The organism is Acidovorax sp. 99 (assembly GCF_003096455.1).
Classification (GTDB): Bacteria; Pseudomonadota; Gammaproteobacteria; order Burkholderiales; family Burkholderiaceae_C; genus Acidovorax; species Acidovorax delafieldii.
Window position 1 is genome coordinate 2,225,955 of the sequence record NZ_QEKU01000001.1, and the last position, 18,908, is coordinate 2,244,862.

At 64.5% G+C, this 18,908-nt stretch carries 16 protein-coding genes; 9 read left to right on the plus strand and 7 right to left on the minus strand.

What is annotated here, in order from left to right; genetic code table 11:
- The first annotated feature begins 142 nt into the window (after positions 1-142).
- The 3 genes from C8C95_RS10445 to C8C95_RS10455 all read left to right on the plus strand — a co-directional run bounded on the left by C8C95_RS10445 (position 143) and on the right by C8C95_RS10455 (position 3,269).
- Positions 143-2,161 carry a ribonucleoside triphosphate reductase gene (locus C8C95_RS10445; protein WP_207780595.1) on the plus strand — a complete coding sequence of 673 codons (2,019 nt, stop codon included), beginning with the start codon at positions 143-145 and terminating at the stop codon, positions 2,159-2,161.
- A gap of 187 nt (positions 2,162-2,348) precedes the next feature.
- On the plus strand, positions 2,349-2,537 hold the full coding sequence (gene nrdD, locus C8C95_RS10450) for an anaerobic ribonucleoside-triphosphate reductase (RefSeq protein ID WP_116748544.1): 189 nt from the start codon (positions 2,349-2,351) through the stop codon (positions 2,535-2,537).
- Between the two features lie 42 nt (positions 2,538-2,579).
- Positions 2,580-3,269, plus strand: coding sequence for an anaerobic ribonucleoside-triphosphate reductase activating protein (locus C8C95_RS10455; protein WP_116748545.1), 690 nt, complete (start codon positions 2,580-2,582; stop codon positions 3,267-3,269).
- A gap of 8 nt (positions 3,270-3,277) precedes the next feature.
- Here C8C95_RS10455 and C8C95_RS10460 read toward each other — a convergent pair whose 3' ends face one another.
- The 4 genes from C8C95_RS10460 to C8C95_RS10475 all read right to left on the minus strand — a co-directional run bounded on the left by C8C95_RS10460 (position 3,278) and on the right by C8C95_RS10475 (position 7,568).
- Entirely contained in the window at positions 3,278-4,126 is an 849-nt protein-coding gene (locus C8C95_RS10460) for a hypothetical protein (protein ID WP_116748546.1), read from the minus strand.
- Between the two features lie 140 nt (positions 4,127-4,266).
- A complete protein-coding gene (recQ, locus tag C8C95_RS10465) occupies positions 4,267-6,126 on the minus strand; it encodes a DNA helicase RecQ (protein WP_116750236.1) in 1,860 nt (619 codons plus the stop codon).
- Positions 6,127-6,380: 254 nt separating this feature from the next.
- A complete protein-coding gene (locus C8C95_RS10470) occupies positions 6,381-6,977 on the minus strand; it encodes a hypothetical protein (protein ID WP_116748547.1) in 597 nt (198 codons plus the stop codon).
- Positions 6,978-6,986: 9 nt separating this feature from the next.
- Positions 6,987-7,568, minus strand: coding sequence for a hypothetical protein (locus C8C95_RS10475; protein WP_243415674.1), 582 nt, complete (start codon positions 7,566-7,568; stop codon positions 6,987-6,989).
- 137 nt (positions 7,569-7,705) lie between these two features.
- On the opposite strand from C8C95_RS10475, the gene C8C95_RS10480 reads away from it, so the two are divergent.
- From C8C95_RS10480 to C8C95_RS10500, 5 genes are all read left to right on the plus strand, one after another.
- Positions 7,706-8,770 (plus strand): homocysteine S-methyltransferase family protein, encoded by a 1,065-nt coding sequence (locus C8C95_RS10480; protein ID WP_116748548.1) that lies wholly within the window; start codon positions 7,706-7,708, stop codon positions 8,768-8,770.
- A 177-nt stretch (positions 8,771-8,947) separates the two neighbouring features.
- Positions 8,948-9,895, plus strand: a complete 948-nt coding sequence (gene ttcA / locus C8C95_RS10485; protein WP_116748549.1) for a tRNA 2-thiocytidine(32) synthetase TtcA — start codon at positions 8,948-8,950, stop codon at positions 9,893-9,895.
- Positions 9,896-9,931: 36 nt separating this feature from the next.
- Entirely contained in the window at positions 9,932-11,371 is a 1,440-nt protein-coding gene (gene yegQ / locus C8C95_RS10490) for a tRNA 5-hydroxyuridine modification protein YegQ (RefSeq protein ID WP_116748550.1), read from the plus strand.
- A gap of 21 nt (positions 11,372-11,392) precedes the next feature.
- Positions 11,393-12,766 carry an SH3 domain-containing protein gene (locus C8C95_RS10495; protein WP_243415675.1) on the plus strand — a complete coding sequence of 458 codons (1,374 nt, stop codon included), beginning with the start codon at positions 11,393-11,395 and terminating at the stop codon, positions 12,764-12,766.
- 67 nt (positions 12,767-12,833) lie between these two features.
- Positions 12,834-13,544 (plus strand): hypothetical protein, encoded by a 711-nt coding sequence (locus tag C8C95_RS10500; RefSeq protein WP_116748551.1) that lies wholly within the window; start codon positions 12,834-12,836, stop codon positions 13,542-13,544.
- Between the two features lie 67 nt (positions 13,545-13,611).
- On the opposite strand, the gene C8C95_RS10505 is transcribed toward C8C95_RS10500, so the two are convergent.
- Positions 13,612-14,253: a hypothetical protein gene (locus C8C95_RS10505; protein WP_116748552.1), complete on the minus strand. Its 642-nt coding sequence runs from the start codon at positions 14,251-14,253 to the stop codon at positions 13,612-13,614.
- 207 nt (positions 14,254-14,460) lie between these two features.
- Between C8C95_RS10505 and C8C95_RS10510 the strand changes: the two genes are divergently transcribed.
- Entirely contained in the window at positions 14,461-15,627 is a 1,167-nt protein-coding gene (locus C8C95_RS10510; protein ID WP_116748553.1) for a hypothetical protein, read from the plus strand.
- A 19-nt stretch (positions 15,628-15,646) separates the two neighbouring features.
- On the opposite strand, the gene C8C95_RS10515 is transcribed toward C8C95_RS10510, so the two are convergent.
- Together C8C95_RS10515 and C8C95_RS10520 are read right to left on the minus strand one after the other, a co-directional pair.
- Positions 15,647-17,164, minus strand: coding sequence for a glycoside-pentoside-hexuronide (GPH):cation symporter (locus C8C95_RS10515; protein WP_116748554.1), 1,518 nt, complete (start codon positions 17,162-17,164; stop codon positions 15,647-15,649).
- A gap of 8 nt (positions 17,165-17,172) precedes the next feature.
- Positions 17,173-18,861, minus strand: a complete 1,689-nt coding sequence (locus tag C8C95_RS10520; RefSeq protein ID WP_116748555.1) for an AMP-binding protein — start codon at positions 18,859-18,861, stop codon at positions 17,173-17,175.
- Positions 18,862-18,908: the final 47 nt, after the last annotated feature.

The window sequence follows — 18,908 nt, forward strand, 5'->3', positions numbered from 1 at the left end:
CTTTTGCCGGCCTTTGTGCCGGCATTTTTTTACCCCTGCTTACCGCCTCGATTGTGTTGGGTCAAACTACCTATAGTGTTTGATGGGTATCGTGGACACCATAGGTAGTGTTTTTAAACCGTTCCATAGATTGGTCGAACCCATGGCGCCCACCCTTGTCACCCTGCCCCGCGATGTTGTTTTGCGCAGCGGCCAGCGCGCTCCTTTTGATGCCGAACGCATCCGCGCTGCGCTGGCCAGTGCGGGCCAGGCCTCGGGTGAATATGGCGCCGAAGAAGCCGCGTTGCTCACCGCGCAGGTCACCAAGGTGCTGATCCACCGCTTCCATGGCGACGCGCCCACCGTCGAGCAGATCCAGGACGTGGCCGAGCAGACGCTGATCGCCGCCAACCACCTGGCCACCGCGCGCGCCTACATCGTCTACCGCGAGCAGCACGCCACGCTGCGGGCCGACAGGCAGACGCTGGTCGATGTGGAAAGCTCCATCAACGAATACCTCACGCGTGCCGACTGGCGCGTGAATGCCAACGCCAACCAGGGCTACTCGCTGGGCGGGTTGATCCTGAACGTGGCGGGCAAGGTCACGGCCAACTACTGGCTGTCGCACGTCTACACGCCGGAGATTGGCGAGGCGCATCGCGAAGGCGACATCCACATCCACGACCTCGACATGCTCAGCGGCTACTGCGCAGGCTGGTCGCTGCGCACGCTGCTGCACGAGGGGCTGAACGGCGTGCCGGGCAAGGTGGAGGCGGGGCCGCCCAAGCACATGAGTTCGGCGGTGGGGCAGATCGTGAACTTCCTGGGCACGCTGCAGAACGAGTGGGCGGGCGCGCAGGCGTTCTCGTCGTTCGACACCTACATGGCGCCGTTTGTGCGCATCGATGCCATGGACTACGCCGCCGTACGCCAGTGCATCCAGGAGCTGGTCTACAACCTCAACGTGCCCTCGCGCTGGGGCACGCAGACGCCGTTCACCAACCTCACGTTTGACTGGACCTGCCCCGAAGACCTGCGCGAGCAGGTGCCTGTGATCGCGGGCCAGGAGATGCCCTTCGCGTATGGCGACTTACAGGCCGAGATGGACCTCATCAATCGCGCCTACATCGACGTCATGACCACGGGCGATGCCAAGGGCCGGGTGTTCACCTTCCCCATCCCCACGTACAACATCACCAAGGACTTCCCGTGGGAGAGCGAGAACGCGCAGCGCCTGTTCGACATGACGGCCAAGTACGGCCTGCCGTACTTCCAGAACTTCATCAACTCCGAGCTGGAGCCCAACATGGTGCGCTCCATGTGCTGCCGCCTGCAGCTCGATTTGCGTGAATTGCTCAAGCGCGGCAACGGCTTGTTCGGCAGCGCCGAGCAGACGGGCAGCCTGGGTGTGGTCACCATCAACTGTGCGCGGCTGGGCTACCAGCATGCCGGGGATGAAGCGGGCTTGCTCGCCGCGCTCGACCGCCTGATGGAGCTGGGCAAAGAAAGCCTGGAGACCAAGCGCAAGCTCATCCAGCGCCTGATGGACCAGGGCTTGTTCCCCTACACCAAGCGCTACCTGGGCACCTTGCGCAACCACTTTTCCACGCTGGGCGTGAACGGCATCAACGAGATGATCCGCAACTTCACAGCGGACCAGCACGACATCACCAGCGACTGGGGCCACGCCTTCGCGGTGCGCCTGCTCGACCATGTGCGCGAGCGCATGACGCAGTTTCAGGAAGAAACCGGCCACCTCTACAACCTGGAGGCCACACCCGCCGAAGGCACCACCTACCGCTTCGCCAAGGAAGACAAAAAGCGCTGGCCCGGCATCCTGCAGGCGGGCACGGCCGAGCAGCCGTACTACACCAACTCGTCGCAGCTGCCCGTGGGCTTCACGGACGACCCGTTCGAGGCCCTGATGCGCCAGGAGGCGCTGCAAGCCAAATACACCGGCGGCACCGTGCTGCATCTGTACATGGGCGAGCGCTTGTCCAGCGGCGCGGCCTGCCGCGACCTGGTGCGGCGCGCGCTCACACGGTTTCGCCTGCCCTACATCACCGTCACGCCGACGTTCTCCATCTGCCCCAGCCATGGCTATCTGGCGGGCGAGCACCCGTTTTGCCCGCGCTGCGATGAAGAACGCCTGGCCGCCAAGCGTGCGGCACGGGCGGCCTGAACGCAGGGTTGCCGCGCATTGACGTCAAACAGCCCGTTTGTGCCGGTTTTATAAGCACAGACAGCTATTGATTTCATAGTGAATCAATGGGGCAGACTGAACCCCGTTCAACCTTTGCCCCGTTGCCCTCGGCGGCGCAGCACCCGCTGCGGCACGCCTATTTATTGACCTTCAAGAGCACACACCCATGAGCCACTTTTTCGCCACCGAACACACCGCCGTTGCTGACATCCAGCTCACCGACGCCGAGCGCCAGCCCTGCGAGGTCTGGACCCGCGTGATGGGCTACCACCGTCCGGTGGCGAGCTTCAACGTCGGCAAGCAGGGCGAGCACAACGAACGCCGCTTTTTTGCGGAGTCCCGCTGTGACCGTTGAACAGGCACTCGGTGCAGGACTGTAAGACATCGGCACAAAACAATGACCCCATTGATCGGCGTGCCGTCGCCCGCACGCACAGCGGATTCCGCCCCTCTGCGGGTGGGAGGGCTCACGCCACTTACCACCGTCGATTTCCCTGGACGTCTCTCAGCAGTCGTGTATTGCCAGGGCTGTCCCTGGCGTTGTGGTTATTGTCACAACCCCGAGTTGCTCGACGCCACAACACCTGCCGCCATGCCGTGGGCGCAGGTGCGGACGTTTTTGGAGAGCCGCCGGGGCTTGCTGGATGGTGTGGTGTTTTCGGGGGGAGAGCCGACGCTGCAAGCGGCTTTGCCCGCAGCGTTGGCGGAGGTCCGTGCCATGGGTTTTGCCACAGGATTGCACACGGGTGGTATGTATCCTGAGCGTCTTGCCGCCCTGCTGCCCCTGCTCGATTGGGTGGGGTTCGACATTAAAGGTCCAAAGCATCGATACGATGCCATTACGGGCGTGCCTGGCAGCGGCGTGCGTGCGTGGGAGTCACTGCAGCACGTGCTGCAAAGTTGTGTGGAATACGAATGCCGGACCACATGGCACGCCGGACTGTTTGGACGCAGTGAACTGGCAATACTTGCGGACCTCTTGGCGGACTCTGGCGTGGCGCATTGGGTGTTGCAGCCATGCCGCCTGCACACTGGTTCAGATTCCAAGGCATGGCAACCCATGGTGACCATGCCCCGGACCGTTTGAGCTACCGACTACGGCAAGCCGTGGATGGCAATGTTGCTCAGTTGTGCGCGCAGGGCGGAATTTTCCGGCAGGGGCTGTGCTTCGTCCGCCTTCAAAATCAAGCCGGTGCCTACCCCCTTGGGGTTGGTCAGCCGTCGAATCGATAGCAATTGCTGGGTGCTGTTTGCTGAAACCTGCGAATAGCCTTCGCCCTCGTTCACGCTATAGACAAAAATATAAGCACGCAGCAGTTGGCCTTGCGAATTGATTTTGACGCACAGCACGTTGCCGTTCAGGGAACCACTGATCTGGTGTTCGCAGCCGAACAGTCCATTGGCGGCGGTCACCACGCCATTCCCGGTACTGGTTGCACCCACGGAGGTGGTCAACTGCACGGCATCAGCCTGCAAGCCCTCGCTCCCGATGGACGTGAACGTCCAGACACCGATCAAGCTGGATGGAGCAAAAGGGTACGCAAAATTTGCTCGGATGATGGCTTTTTCGGGCTCGCCCGGAAAGGTGGCAAAGCCTGTGGTTCCACTGGTAAAGCGAATGCTGACATTGCCAGGACTGCCAGCAGAGACACCCGATCGCGCGGCGCTGCCGAAATAGCGGCCACCTTCGTAGCGGTTGAGCGGCGTTGTGATTTGATTGTTGAGCAGAGTGCCCGCAGCCAAATAGAAAGAGGGATGCCCGGTGTTTTCGTAGGCAAACATCTGCATCACGAAAGTCTCGTTCTGAACGTCAATGGCCAAGCCGCGACCTGGCATGCCGTCTAGTTCTGAACTGACCACCCATGTCCCTGCCTGGGGCAAAAACGCATGTGCCAAGCTGGCCCCCAAGATCAGTGCTGCAGCCACCAATTTCTTGAAAAACATCTATATACCCTCTCTTGAATGTATGAACTGACTGTTGAAATGAAATGCCGGGCTGAATGTATCCCGGGTCAGCAGGTTTGTAACGCATTTGTTCGCAAGGCGTCATGACGATTTCTTGACCGCCTGCGGGCCAGGCCTGGTTAGTTGTTCCCCACCACCCTCAACACCTCCGCCCCATACGCCTCCAGCTTCTTCGCCCCCATGCCGCTGATGCCCTGCAGGTCGTCCAGGGACGCGGGGTTGCGCTCGGCAATCGCAGCCAGTGTGGCGTCGTGAAAGATCACATACGCGGGCAGGTTGTGCTCGCGTGCCACTTCGGCGCGCCAGGCCTTGAGGTTGATGAAGCGCACCTGTGCGTCGGGTCCCAGATTGGCGGCAGCGGCTGGCGGTGCGCTGCCCTTGCGGGTGCGCTTGGCGGGGGCGGACGACACCGATTCGCGCAGCTGCACCGGCACCTCGCCCTTGAGCACGGCGCGCGAGCCCTCGGTGAGGCACAGGGTGTCAAAGCTGTGGCCGCTGTCCAGCATCACCTTCTGCAGGCCCAGCGCGCCCGTGGCGATCAGCTGGCGCAGCACGCCGCGCAGCTGGGGCTCGGTCAGGTCTGCGCCAATGCCGAAGGTGGAGATTTTTTCGTGCCCGAACTGCGCGACCTTCTCGGTCTTCTTGCCGCGCAGGATGTCCATGATGTGCCCCGTGCCAAAACTGATGCCGCTGGCCTGGTTCACACGGTAGATGGTGGACAGCAGCTTGCGGGCGGCATCGGTCGCATCCCACACGGCGGGCGGGCTGATGCAGTTGTCGCAGTTACCGCAGGGCGTGGACTGCTCGCCGAAATAGGCCAGCAGCCGCACGCGGCGGCAGTCGGTGGCCTCGGCCAGCGCCAGCAGCGCATCGAGCTTGCCGCGCAGCGCCTGCTTGAACTCCTCGCCCGCGGGGCTCTCGTCGATCATGCGGCGCTGGTTGACCACGTCGTTCAGGCCATAGGCCATCCAGGCATCGGCGTTCAGGCCGTCGCGGCCCGCGCGGCCGGTCTCCTGGTAGTAGCCCTCGATGTTCTTGGGCATGTCCACGTGGGCCACAAAACGCACGTCAGGCTTGTCGATGCCCATGCCAAACGCGATGGTGGCCACCATCACGATGCCCTCTTCGCGCAGAAAGCGGTCCTGGTTCTTCTGGCGCACTTTGGTGTCCAGCCCCGCGTGGTAGGGCAGGGCGGTGATGCCCGCGTCGCTCAGGGTGGAAGCCAGCTCCTCCACGCGCTTGCGCGACTGGCAATACACCACGCCCGCCTCGCCCGCGTGCTCGCGCTCGATGAAGCGCAGCAGCTGAGTGGTGGCGTCCTTCTTCTCGACGATGGTGTAGCGGATGTTGGGCCGGTCAAAGCTGCTGATGAACAGGCGTGCGTCTTCGAGCTGCAGGCGCTCGATGATGTCCGCCCGGGTGAGCGCATCCGCCGTGGCCGTGAGCGCAATGCGTGGCACGCCCGCATAGCGCTCGTGCAGCACCGTGAGCGCGCGGTATTCGGGGCGAAAGTCGTGGCCCCACTGGCTCACGCAGTGCGCCTCGTCAATGGCAAACAGCGAGAGGTGGCCGCCTTCGTACAGGCTATCGAGCAGGCCCAGAAAACGCGGCGTATTCAGCCGCTCGGGCGCGGCGTACAGCAGGGTGATGTCGCCAGTCTGCAGGCGCAACTCCACATCCTGCGCCTCGTCAAAACTCAGCGTAGAGTTCAAAAAGGCCGCATCCACCCCCGCCTCGTGCAGTGCCCCCACCTGGTCGTGCATCAGCGCGATTAGCGGAGAGACCACGATGGTCACCCCGCGCCCCTGCCGCTGGCGCACGATGGCCGGCACCTGGTAACACAGGCTCTTGCCGCCGCCGGTAGGCATGAGCACCAGCGCATCGCCACCGGCGATCACATGCTCAACGATGGCCTGCTGCGGGCCGCGAAACTGCTCGTAGCCAAAAACGTCCTGCAAAACGGCATGGGTAGGGGACAGCGCGGGAGACGGGCGAGAGGACAAGCGGATACTCTGAAATGGATAGCTGCAAGCGCTCGTGTATAGAGGGCCAGGGACGATCTGTCTGTTTTTTCTGTAAGCAGCGAACACAGCCGATAAGGCTATTGTGCGCCGCTGCCATCGCCCGTCACCTTGAGAACGATGTTTGGATTCCGACGCCTGCGCCTCAGACGGCTATGTGAGTCCTTGGTTCTTCACCTTGACCCAAATAGGGCCGAGGTGAAAACCTCAGGCTACTTTGCAAATGCCTTCGATTGGCGCAATGCCACGACCAGTTTCGCCAATGCGTCATCGCTCGCTCTGACCGCTGCTAACGAGAAGTTAGATTTGAACTCTGAGAATTCCGCTTGACCGCGTCCTTCCACCCGCAGCGAATCTAGCGTTTTACCGTGCATGTCTTTGATTTGGCAGGCCAGCGTCACTGTGAACGACGTTGGTGGCCATGTCAGCGCGCTTTCCGACGATGAGTTGGTGGTGATCTCAGGTGTGATCAGCAGCTGGATGCCACTGGCATCCAACTCCGCGGCGTCGGTTGGATTGTTGATTTTGGCAACATCGCGAAACACTACCCCAATCGCCTTGTACAGGCCAGGCTCCAGATCCCGATAAGGAAAGTAACGCACCTTGTCGCCACCCCCACCTGGTGTAGTGACTTCAAGGGCCTTGGATGCCGCCGAAATGTGATAACCCACCTTTTTGTCCAGCATCGGCTGGTCCGCCGTAGGTTGAACAGTAGCTAAGTTGGGTGCCATGGAGATGGGATGCGCGCAGCCCCCCAGGATGAGGGCGAATACTATGCTGAGCGACAGGAAAATAATGCGCTGGAACATGCTGTTTCCTTATCGTTGCTTGAGAGACGCAATAAAGTCTGGATCAGCAAACAGAGCCCCCAAAAGGTCTTGCACCATCAATGGATAGTTGTTTGCGGCCTGAGGGATAGCGACAGCCCCAGCGAAAGCGCCTTCCCACTGTCGTGTGATCTTCTTGAGCTTGTCGTACCGAACTTCCTCTCCCTTCTTCACAACAAATTGCGCTTCCAACTGCCCATCATTAGTCTGGATTCCACCCGCATTGATGTTGTTTTGCAGCAGGGTCCCTGACACTTCGACAGGGGAATTGGGGGCGTGTAGCTTCGCCAATTCGAGCTCAGAACGCAGAGCCGCTGCAAGATAGTCGCCATAGTTTTTGCCTACAGGCGACACCATGGAAGAGGCTCTTAGGGATATGGCGTCCGCGCTTTGCATTCCTGGTTTTGTGGCAAACGTACCAACCTTCATCTCAGAGGATGCGGTTTTTTTCAGTCGCTCAACGTTGTCTACCGACGGTGTGTAGTTGGGCGCAGGTCCCGCACAACCGACCATGAAAATGCAGGCCAATGCGGTCAGTGGCAGTGCAAGAAAAATGGGGCGTTTTGATGTCATTAGATGGCCTCCCTCTCATTAAAAATGCGGATCTGTCGACGCGCGGAATGCGGCGACGCGGGGGATCATATAGGACGTAATTCAGGTTGAACCCCGCTCTTTGGTAGCGTCGCCGACGCTTTCTACAATAGGGGCCTATGCAAGCCCTCCACTACACGCGCGCTGCGCAACTGCCCGACATCCTCGCCCAACGCATCGTCATCCTCGACGGCGCCATGGGCACCATGATCCAGCGCTTCAAGCTGGGTGAAGCGCAGTACCGGGGCGAGGGCTATACCGGGCCAGATGGTGCGGGGGACCGGTTCAAGGACTTTGCCTACGACGTGAAGGGCAACAACGAGCTGCTCAGCATCACCCGGCCCGACGTGATTCGCGATATCCACGAGCGGTATCTGGCCGCTGGCGCCGACCTCATCGAGACCAACACCTTCGGCGCAACCACTGTGGCGCAGGAGGACTACCACATGGCCGCGCTGGCGCGCGAGATGAACCTGCGCTCGGCCCAGCTGGCGCGCGCCGCTTGCGACAAGTACAGCACGCCCGACAAGCCCCGCTTCGTCGCCGGCGCCCTCGGCCCCACGCCCAAGACGGCCAGCATCAGCCCCGACGTGAACGACCCCGGTGCGCGCAACATCGACTTTGAAACCCTGCGCGCTGCCTACTACGAGCAGACCGAGGCGCTGGTCGAAGGCGGCGCCGACGTGCTGCTGGTCGAGACCATCTTCGACACCCTGAACGCCAAGGCGGCGCTGTTCGCGATTGACGAGTTCTTTGAGAAGAGCGGCGAGCGCCTGCCCCTCATCATCAGCGGCACCGTGACTGACGCCTCTGGCCGCATCCTGTCGGGCCAGACCGTCACCGCCTTCTGGCACAGCGTGCGCCACTCGCGCCCGCTGGCCATTGGTCTGAACTGCGCCCTGGGCGCCACGCTGATGCGCCCCTACATCCAGGAGCTGAACCGCGTGGCCGAGGACACCTTCATCAGCTGCTACCCCAACGCCGGCCTGCCCAACCCCATGAGCGACACCGGCTTTGACGAAACGCCCGAGATCACCAGCCGCCTGGTGCACGAGTTTGCGGCCGAGGGGCTGGTCAACATCCTGGGCGGCTGCTGCGGCACCACGCCAGACCATATTGGCGCCATTGCCAAGGCGGTGGCCGATGTGCCCACGCGCAAGATGTTCTACCCCGCAGAAGCCTGAATTTGAGTCAAATCGGCCTCTAGCGCTTATTCAATAAGCGCAAGCAGCTATAAGAAATGTAGTGAATGCCGTACCAGCGCAGTGCGGCTGCCCATTGCAAGGCGCCGCTGGGTGCGGCAACCTTGCAATCCCCCCTTCATTGCGCCTTCCCGTTTCGCCGTCTGGTCCGTCCATTCCATGCTTGATACCCCCACCCCGCCCGCCTCTTCCTTTGTGGAGGGCGACGACGCTGCCGCAGCGGCTGCCAAGGCCGCCGCCCACGCCGCGCTCAAGCTCGAAAAGCGCCTGGTGCGCCAGGTGGCCCAGTCGATTGGCGACTTTGGCCTCATCGAAGACGGCGACAAGGTGATGGTGTGCGTGTCCGGCGGGAAAGACAGCTACGCCATGCTCGACGTGCTGCGCATGCTGCAGCAGCGCAACGGCAACAAATTTGAGCTGATCGCCGTCAACCTCGACCAGAAGCAGCCCGGCTTTCCGGCCCATGTGCTGCCCGACTACCTCGCGAAGGTGGGCGTGCCCTTTCATATCGAAACGCAGGACACCTACAGCGTCGTCAAGGAGCACATCCCCGAAGGCAAGACCATGTGCAGCCTCTGCAGCCGCCTGCGCCGGGGCATCCTGTACCGCGTGGCCGACGAGCTGGGCTGCACAAAAATAGCGCTCGGCCACCACCGCGACGACATGCTGCAGACCTTCTTTCTGAACATGTTCTTCGGCGGCAAGCTCAAGGGCATGCCGCCCAAGGTGCAGAGCGACCGGGGCGACCACCTCATCATCCGCCCGCTGGCCTATGTCGCCGAGGATGACCTCACGCGTTGGGCCGAGATCCGCAACTTTCCCATCATTCCTTGCACCCTGTGCGGCAGCCAGGAAAACCTGCAGCGCAAGCAGATCGGCCAGATGCTGCGCGACTGGCAGCAGCTGTACCCCGGCCGCATCGAGAACATGGCCGTGGCACTGCGCAACCTGGTGCCTTCGCACTTCATGGACCCGCGCCAGTTCGACTTCAAGGGGTTGGTACCCAACGGCGTGGCCGACGCCGATGGTGACAAGGCCTTTGATGCGGAAGAACTGCCTGCGCAGGCCGTGGGCATGCTCGCGGGCCTGCCCCTGATGCCCCGCTGAACCCGACCCCCGACGATTTTTAGATTGGGCCACCCCATGACCATGCTCAAAGCCCCCGAACTGCTCCTGCCCGCCGGCTCGCTCGACAAGATGCGCGCCGCCTACGACTTTGGTGCCGACGCGGTGTACGCCGGCCAGCCGCGCTACAGCCTGCGCGCGCGCAACAACGAGTTCCGCCTGGAGCAGATCAAGCAAGGTATTGACGAGGCGCACGCACGCGGCAAGAAGTTCTTTGTGACCAGCAACCTGATTGCGCACAACGACAAGATCCGCACCTACCTGCGCGACATCGAGCCCGTGATCGACTGCAAGCCCGACGCGCTCATCATGGCCGACGCGGGCCTGATCATGATGGTCAAGGAAAAGTGGCCCGAGCAGGTGGTGCACCTTTCGGTGCAGGCCAACACCACCAACTGGGCGGCGGTGAAGTTCTGGCAGAAGATGGGCGTGGAACGTGTGATCCTCTCGCGCGAACTGAGCCTCGACGAGATCGAGAAAATCCGCCAGGAATGCCCCGACATGGAGCTCGAGGTCTTCGTGCACGGCGCGCTGTGCATCGCGTACTCGGGCCGGTGTTTGCTCAGCGGCTACTTCAACCACCGCGACCCCAACCAGGGCACCTGCACCAACGCCTGCCGCTGGAACTACGCCACCCACGACGCCGACATCGACGCCACCACGGGCGAAGCCATTGCGCAGAAGATGGAGGGCGACTTCAACTTCGAGGCCGCGCAGCAGAAAGCGGAGCAAGCCTTTGCATCGACCACCGGCAACGGCGATCGCCACCCCAAGGCCGACAAGGTCTACCTCATCGAAGAAGCCGGCCGCCCTGGGCAGATGATGCCCATCATGGAAGACGAGCACGGCACCTACATCATGAACAGCAAGGACCTGCGCGCGGTGGAGCATGTGGCGCGCCTCACGCAGATCGGTGTCGATTCGCTCAAGATCGAAGGCCGCACCAAGAGCCTGTACTACGTGGCCCGCACCGCCCAGGTCTACAGCCGCGCCATCGACGACGCCGTGGCGGGCCGCCCCTTCAACCCTGAGTTGCTGATTGAGCTCGAAGGCCTGTCCAACCGGGGCTACACCGGCGGCCTGCTGGAGCGCCGCCCCAGCAACGATTACCAGAACTACATCAGCGGCCACTCGGCCACGCAGCGCAGCCAGTATGTGGGCGAGGTGCTGGGTGCCGAAGGACAGGCCGATGTGGGCCTGTCAGGAGATTGGGTACAGGTAGAAACCAAGAACCACTTTGCCGTGGGCGACCTGGTCGAGGTCGTGCACCCCAGCGGCAACACCACCGTGCGCCTGCAAGAGATGCGCAATGTGGAAGGCCAGCCCGTGCAGGTCGCCCAGGGCAGCCCGGTGCGCGTGTGGATCCCGATGCCCGCGCGCTACAGCGGCGCGCTGCTGGCGCGGGTGATTGAATCGCAACCGCCTGCTGCAGCGGCAGAGCCTGCATTGGCGGTGTAACTCTTTTGCAGGGGCTGGAGCATGAAGACCTTGGTGCACGCCACACGGCCTCGCCACTGGACCATGGCTGCTTTGCTGGGCGCAGTTCTCGTAGGCCCGGCCAATGCCCAGACGCCGGCTGTGGCGCCAGCCAAGCAGCGTTATGTGCAGGGCTCCTGGGTCAACCTGCGCGATGCTGCCCAGTCGCAGGCGCGCATCGTGGCCCAGGTGCCCGCCAACACCGTGCTGCAGCAGATCACCGAGCGCGACGGCTGGTGCGCCGTGCTCTACACGGGCGATGCGCGCCTGGGCCCGCCGTTGCCTGAGCCCCTGCAAGCCTATGTGGCCTGCAACCTGCTGGCCGATCAGCCCCTCACCCTGGCCCAGGCAGGCAAGGACGCCGCCCGCGCCTTCTGGGTCGCACCGTCACCCAATCGCCTGCGCGCATACGGCAACGCCCTGCCGCGTCCGCTGGCCCTGCAGCTGCCCGCGCTGGCCAAAAGCCACGCGCATGAAATGCCGGTGCAGTACCCCACCCGAGCTGAGTGGGAAGCCGCCAAGAAGCTCATGCGCGCTGGCGTGGTGCTGCGGCCCGAGCAGGAGATCGACCGGGGTCGCTCCGTCAACCCGCTGGACGACCTGAAGCTGGCCACCCGTGTCGTGGACCACATTCCCGCCGTGACCCCTTTGGCCGCCAAGCCGACCTTGCCAGCGATTGCCCCGTCGTACTTTCGGTCCCACACCAGCGTGGCCCTGCTGCACGAGACCGATGCCGACGGCCTGGCCGCCGTGGCGGGCACCCGCATCAGCGTCATCCCTACCGGCGTGCCCGTGGGGCGGTTCAATCGCCACAGTGGTCCCGAAATCGAGTACATCACCGGCTTCTGGGACGTGGGCACTGCCGACCAGGCCTTCGCACCCGCGCTGACCATCTATGCCATCACCCACCAGGGCCTGGTGGGTGCCCATACTCTGCGCCAGCGCTATTGGGACATCAGCAACGAAGACCACTACTGCGGCGGCCACTACCCCGGCCGTGGGTTCAAGGATCCTGGTGAAGAAGCCCAACCTGTGCGCGGCTATGCCAAGCTGTCCGACAGTGCCCAGGTACTGACCCGCCTGGTGCTGCCCGCAAAGCTTCCGCCGGACGCGGTGAAGGTGAAGACCCGGCGCTACGCCACGAGCTGGATGCAGCCTGCCGACCCGCCCATCCGCGACAAGCCCCAGCGCAAAAACACCGCCGTGATGGTGCACGAGATTGACCTCGACCGCGACGGCGTGGCGGACATTCTGCGCATCGACACTCCCTCGCCGGGCGGCATGAGCTTTGAGCCCATCTTTGAATGGCGCTGGTACCTCAATATCAACGGCCAGTGGTTTCCGGCGGGGTATTGGGTGGATCAGGAGTGCACGTGAGGGGAGGCTGCTGGACAACGTTCGGCTGGGAGCAGCAGTCGGCGAGCCAGTGTCACCGTCCAATTCAATGCTTGAATGTTATTTTTCTCTTCAATTGAAGTTTGCCGCGCACTATGCGGTGAAAGCGGCGGTTCCAATTGACGTGGCCATTGACCGTTGTACTAACCTGCGACGCAGGCTGAACCTTTGGGGCAACGCCGGCGAGACTCAATGGCATCGCTTCTTGGCCAGAGTTCAAAGCACAGGCAGTGACCATGCTGCCCACCTCGCCTTGTGCGCCGAGTACCAGCGGGCCCACTCCTACCCCGAACTCGAACGGTCGTTTGGCTGCTTCTCGTACGACCCGCCCGATGCCACCGGTACCTTGCGCATCCACTTTCTACCGCCAAGTGGACTCAAGTCCAGTCCATTGGCCGTTGAGAACGTCGGCGCGAGGATGTCAGACCTGCGCGACTTGTTTGCACATGTTCAGCGAAGTGCGCCAATGGCTACAACAGTGCGTGGCGTTTCGTGGCTCTACAACCTTCACGCCTACAGGCGGCTCTTTCCTCTGGCCTATAGCGCATCAGTGCAAGCCGTGCGGTTTCCATTGCATTTGAATGGGAGTTCAACCTGGGGCCAGGTCTTGAACTGGCGACAGGAAGTGAAAGCGGCTGTGCGGGATCAATTGTTGGCTCGCCTTGATGACATGAGCGTTGAAAATCCCTGGGAGATTTTTCCGCTCCAGGCCAAGGTCGCCACGAGCCCGATTGATGTGTTTTATGAGCAGTTCAGCTGAGTACTGCTGAACGTCGGGCATGGCTCTCATCCGTCTGCCAGCGGATCTGCACGGCGCCTCCCTCTTATCACTGCCCCGGCTGACGCAACAACGCCCCCAACACCAGCGCCTCGGCCAGCACTTCCAGCCCTTCTTCCAGCGTGGCCAGCAGCGATGGCAGATCGGGCAGGCGGGGCCAGCGCGCTTGCACTTCGGGCCATTGGTCCACACCAATCGCCAGCCAGCCCACAGCCAGGCCCGCCCACAGCAGGGCGCGGGTGCCGGTGTGTAGCAAGGCGCGGTGCAGCCAGGCCATGGTGAGCAGGCCCACCACCGCCACGGCGAGCATGGGGGCTTCGCGCACGGGGGCCCAGCGGCAGGCATCCGTCCATTCATGGCAGCGGAACTTCCACAGCTCGTGCAGCATGAACTGCTCGTCCAGCGCCAGCACAAAAAACGCAAGCGCCAGCCAGGCACCCAGCAGCCGGGGCAGGGCGCGGTCCCCCACCATCCGCAGGGCCGTGATGCTGAGCGCCAGCAGCAGCGCGCTCGACAGCCACGACACCGGCGAGCCGTCCGAGCGGAAGGCGCGCTCCCACTGCGGCGCATACATCCACCCACTGAACAGCAGGAAGCCCAGCACGGCCATCAGCAGTGCGGGCGCAACCCCGGTGTGGGGCGTGGGGTGGCGATCAACAAGGCGCGGGCGGGCGGTGGTGTGCGGGTGCATGGCGGGGAGGTGGCTGCGCGCTGAGAGGCAGCGCGGCGGGCGGTGGAACCGGATTGTGGACAAAAAGTGCCGGTAGCGCCGGACTTTATTGCACCTTTTGCTATGTAGTTGATAGCTGATACGGGCAACAGGTTTGCCCGCACCATGGCCTGTTCACGCTGGACGAATCACTACAGAATCGGGCATCCATTCCCCAGGCAACCCGGCATGACCCTCCCGATCGATCCGTCCCGCACGGCACTGCCGCCCGTGGCCCAGTTCCTGGCCGAGGCGGCGCTGCAGCGGCAGACGGCGTTGCTGGGGCTGGACAAGCCCAAACCTGCTGTACCCGCCGCACCCTCGCCGTTGCCCACGGCAGACCCCAGCGCGCCGCCGCCCTCGGTCACATCACCCAGCCCGCCCGGCGGGCCGCTGCCTACGCCGGCAGACCAGGCCAGCATCTCGCCCCAGGCGCGCGAACAGTTGGCGGCGGGCTTCGACCCGCGCCGGGCGGGCGGGGTCGATGGCCGCTTGCAGGGCGCAAGGGGTGAGGGCGCCGCGCGGGCCGCACCACCGGGGTCGTCGGCGCTGCCGCGTGGCGCAACCATGGCGGCGCAGGCCAATGCGGCAACCTCCGCTGCCTCCGCCACAAGTGGCACGGCCTGGCCCGCGTCGGGCCTCAGCGCACCGTTGCTGCGGATGGTGAGTGCCCTGGTGGCACAGGTCACCGCCCAGGCCGGAGTGCCGCAACGCGTGGTGGCCGCGCAGCCCTGGCCGATTGGCATGGCGCAGGCGCTGGAGAGCGGCGCGCTGGATGCCGACCAGCCGCCGCTGCAAACCTGGCTGGTGCGCCAGGGCGTGGTGTCGACCCCCGAGGGGCCGCGCGGGCTGGCGCTCACCTTGCGTGCCCCGGTGCCGTGGCTGGCGGCCCAGGCGTCACCTGCCGCTGCGGGCGCGGCGGCGGCGCAAGTCAGCGCAAGCCTGGGCGCGGGCGCCACCGCTGCGGGCGGCGCGCTGCAGGTGCCTTTTGCGGGCGGCGGCCAGGCGTTGCAATCGGGGGTCATGGCCTTGGTGTTGCAGGGCATGGATGCTGCCGCGCCGCGCACCAGCGCGCTGCTGGTGCTGGACCTGCAACCGCAACTGGCCGCCACCGTGTATGGCCGCGACATGCTGCAGCAGGCCACAGGGCGCCTGGACCCCTGGACCCAGATGGCCGTGCTGCAGGCCAGCGGCCAGGTGCCGCGCGAGGACGCGCGGGCGCGCAACGGGGAATCGGGCCTGTGCGAGACCGTGGGCTGCCCGTATGCAGCGCGCGCAGAGTGTGCGCAGCCCTTCTGTCTGGCGCTGCGCGGCGTGTTGCCGCCCGAACCGGTCGGGCCAGCGCCGTCTGCCTGAGGGCGCTCCCGGATGTTCTCTAACGACTGTGTGCGAAGTCGTGCCCACCACCGGGCAGGGTGCGTGAGGGCTCCCACGCAGGGCGGGTGGTGTGTTCGCTCTGGCGTACAGGGGTTGCGGCCACTGCTGCCGCACTGGCCGTCTCCGCCGGGGCGGCGGCGCCCACGCTGCGCACCAGGTCTGCATGGCGGGCGCGGGTGATGGGGTAGGCCATCAGCAGCGGGATGGCCAGCACCAGGCACAGCGCTGGCAGCAGGCCCGTCATGGCCGTGATGCCTTGCAGCGCCTGGGCAGACTGGGCTACGTTGGGCACATAACCGGTCAGCTCCAGCATGCCGGCCACCAGCACCGTGGCCAGGGTGCGAGCCAGCTTATCGACCAGGCCATACAGGCCGTAGTACATGCCGGTCTGGCGCTCGCCCGCCTGCATGTGACCGTGGTCGATGGTGTCGGGCACCATGGCAAACGGCACGATCCAGTGCGCACCCATGCCAATGCCCACCACCACCAGAATGCCCGTCACCAGGGCCTGCTGGCCTGGGCCCACCCAGTACAGCGCTACCAGCCCCGCGCAGCAAAACACCAGCCCGAGGATGTAGGCCAGGTTCTTCTCCCACCGGTCCACCACGCGCTTCCACACGAACAGCGAGACGCCCACCACCGCGAGCAGGATGCCCATGAAGCGTGGCAGGTCGCCCTTGTCGCCCTGCAGCTGGTAGATGACGAAATAAGCGAGCGAGGCCTGCACCAGCGTGAGGCCCAGCCGCACCAGCCCGGCTGCGCTCACCAGCATCACAAACGGGCGGTTGCGCAGCGTGGCCAGCAGGGTGCTGCGTACCGATGTCCAGCCGGGTGTGGCTGCTGGAGGGTTTGGGGCCGTAGGCGATAAGTCGCCGGTGGTGGCGGGCTCGCGCACGCGCCAGGCCACCACGGCCACAGCGACCCCGGCGGCCAGCCCGAAACAGGCGCCGGCCAGTGCGTAGCCCGTGCGTGCATCGGGCGCGGCCCGTACCAGCAGGGGCATGAACACGCTGCCCGCAAAAAACCCCAGCAGGGCACCCATGGATGCAAAAGCCGTGAGGCTGGTGCGCTCGTCGTAGTCCTGCGTCATGTTGGCGGCCATGGCCTGGTAGGGCAGCTGCACCAGCGTCATCACGGTGTCGAACAAGGTGTAGGTGACGGCGATCCACACAAACGCTGCCCAGGGGCTCAGGCCCGGCGGCACCATCCACACGGCGGCAGCCACCACCGCCAGGGGCAGGGCGCCGTAGATCAGGTACACGCGGTGGCGGCCGTGGCGCGAGCGCGTGCGGTCGGTCAGCCAGCCAAACAGCGGGTCGTTGATGGTGTCCCACACCTTGCCCACCAGCAGCGCCGCACCGGCCACGGCCGGAGGCACCAGGGCCACATCGGTGTAGAAGATCATGAGCAGGAAGCTCATGGCCGCAATCAGCATCTGCAGGCCGACGTTGCCCACGGCGTAGCCGAGCTTGGTGCCCAGGCTCAGCCGGATGTGTGGGGTGTGCTGCATGTTCATGGGGGCTGTCATGGGTGCGCGGATGCCATTGCTTCGGCCCGGGCAGCCGTCGCCATCGAGCCCGCCACAGGCTCTGCGCGCGCCGTGTGCGCCGCGCTGTTGCGCGGCGGCATGGCCTCCAGCATCAGGCGCACCTCGCGCCGCAGCATCTTGTTGAGGAAGCTGCGCGGAATTTCGGTGACCAGGCGCACATCGTCGGGCCGCATCTCGGGCGGCAGGTGTTGCACCAGGAACTCCGCCAGGTCGTGCTCCAGGGCCTGGGTGCCCCGGTCGTTGCGCCAGCTCTGCCGCAGGCTGGCCACCAGCACGGCGGCGGTGCCGTGCTGCACCAGGCAGGCCTCTTTGACGGCCGGGTGGCAGTGCGCCACTTCCTCGATCTCGCGCGGGTTGAGTGCCTGGCCGTGGCGCACCACGCGGTCGGCGCTGCGGCCCAGCACGTGCAGATAGCCCGCAGCATCGAAATAGCCCAGGTCCCCCATCACCACCCAGCCGTCGCGCAGGGTCTCGCTGGTCTTTTCCGGGTCCAGCCAGTAGCCATCAAACCGCACCGGCGTCTGCACGGTGATCAGGCCCATCTGGCCCAGCGGCAGCGGCGCAAACTGCTCGTCGCGGATGACCACGTCCACGCCCGGCATCACGCGACCCACGGTGGAGAGGATGTCGTTGCCCAGCGGGTTGCCTTGCGCGTCCACATGCTCGTGGGGCAGCAACCAGGTGATGGGGGGCAGGGCCTCCAGGCAGCCGTAGCCCTGCTGGAAGATGGGCCCGAAGCGGCGGATGGCCTCGGCGATCTTGGGCGCGGGCATCATCTCCGAGCCGTAGGGCACATGGGTCAGCGACGACAGGTCGTACTGGCCCAGCGTGGGCTCGTCCAGCAGGTCGATGATGGCCGAGGGCGACAGGAAAGCGCGCGACACGCGGTGCTTCTGGATCAGCCCGGCCAGCGTGGTGGCGCGGAAGTCCTCGGGCATCACCAGCGCCGCACCCGCCAGCAGCGTAGGCAGCACCAGGCCCGAGCCCGGGCCGGTGAGCGGCAGGCCCAGCATGTTCACGTCCGGTCCGTTGGCGGGCGGCTTGAAGTCGATGGCGCGCGAGATCAACCGCACGCTGTCCAGGTATTTGCGGTTGCTGTAGCCAATGGACTTGGGCAGGCCCGTGGTGCCTGAGGTCATGTGCAGCGCGAACACATCGTCCTCGTGCACGTCGGCCGTTCCCGCAGAGGGGGTCTGCTGCGCCAGGGCGCGCTCGTATTCATCCCCCAGCGCCAGCACGCGCAGGCCGGGCAGCTGCTCGCGCACGGCCTGCAGGATGGGCGCGCTCAGCAGCGGGTCATGGATGAAGACGGTGGGCTTGACGCGGCCCATGGTCGTGAGCGCTGCCTCGGCAGGCAGGTGCTTGTGAAAGCTGGCAAAGATGGTGCCGTTCTCGAACGTGGCCAGGCGGGTTTCGTACTGCTCTCCGGTCTCGGGCAGCCAGGTAAAGACCACGTCCCCTTTTTTTACGCCCTGGGCCTGCATCCAGGCCTGCAGGCGGTACACGCGATCCTGCAACTGCCCGTAGGTGAGGGTGCCGCGCCGGTCGATGAGCGCGGGTTTGTGGGGGTGCAGGCGGTACGCCAGACGGGCCACGGAGCGCGCGGTGCGCAGGCGGCTGAGCAGAAAGCGCGCCAGCAGGCTGCGCAGGGATGGAAGGGCCACCAGAATCTCCCGAAGACGGCGTGAGTGCGAAGTCCAGGCAGTTTTTC

What these genes read in the sequence shown, in the direction of transcription:
- C8C95_RS10445 (WP_207780595.1), top strand. Translation starts at nt 143, where the DNA reads ATGGCGCCCACCCTTGTCACCCTGCCCCGCGATGTTGTTTTGCGCAGC.
- nrdD (WP_116748544.1), top strand. Translation starts at nt 2,349, where the DNA reads ATGAGCCACTTTTTCGCCACCGAACACACCGCCGTTGCTGACATCCAG.
- C8C95_RS10455 (WP_116748545.1), top strand. Translation starts at nt 2,580, where the DNA reads ATGACCCCATTGATCGGCGTGCCGTCGCCCGCACGCACAGCGGATTCC.
- C8C95_RS10460 (WP_116748546.1), bottom strand. Translation starts at nt 4,126, where the DNA reads ATGTTTTTCAAGAAATTGGTGGCTGCAGCACTGATCTTGGGGGCCAGC.
- C8C95_RS10470 (WP_116748547.1), bottom strand. Translation starts at nt 6,977, where the DNA reads ATGTTCCAGCGCATTATTTTCCTGTCGCTCAGCATAGTATTCGCCCTC.
- C8C95_RS10475 (WP_243415674.1), bottom strand. Translation starts at nt 7,568, where the DNA reads ATGACATCAAAACGCCCCATTTTTCTTGCACTGCCACTGACCGCATTG.
- C8C95_RS10480 (WP_116748548.1), top strand. Translation starts at nt 7,706, where the DNA reads ATGCAAGCCCTCCACTACACGCGCGCTGCGCAACTGCCCGACATCCTC.
- ttcA (WP_116748549.1), top strand. Translation starts at nt 8,948, where the DNA reads ATGCTTGATACCCCCACCCCGCCCGCCTCTTCCTTTGTGGAGGGCGAC.
- yegQ (WP_116748550.1), top strand. Translation starts at nt 9,932, where the DNA reads ATGACCATGCTCAAAGCCCCCGAACTGCTCCTGCCCGCCGGCTCGCTC.
- C8C95_RS10495 (WP_243415675.1), top strand. Translation starts at nt 11,393, where the DNA reads ATGAAGACCTTGGTGCACGCCACACGGCCTCGCCACTGGACCATGGCT.
- C8C95_RS10500 (WP_116748551.1), top strand. Translation starts at nt 12,834, where the DNA reads ATGCTTGAATGTTATTTTTCTCTTCAATTGAAGTTTGCCGCGCACTAT.
- C8C95_RS10505 (WP_116748552.1), bottom strand. Translation starts at nt 14,253, where the DNA reads ATGCACCCGCACACCACCGCCCGCCCGCGCCTTGTTGATCGCCACCCC.
- C8C95_RS10510 (WP_116748553.1), top strand. Translation starts at nt 14,461, where the DNA reads ATGACCCTCCCGATCGATCCGTCCCGCACGGCACTGCCGCCCGTGGCC.
- C8C95_RS10515 (WP_116748554.1), bottom strand. Translation starts at nt 17,164, where the DNA reads ATGAACATGCAGCACACCCCACACATCCGGCTGAGCCTGGGCACCAAG.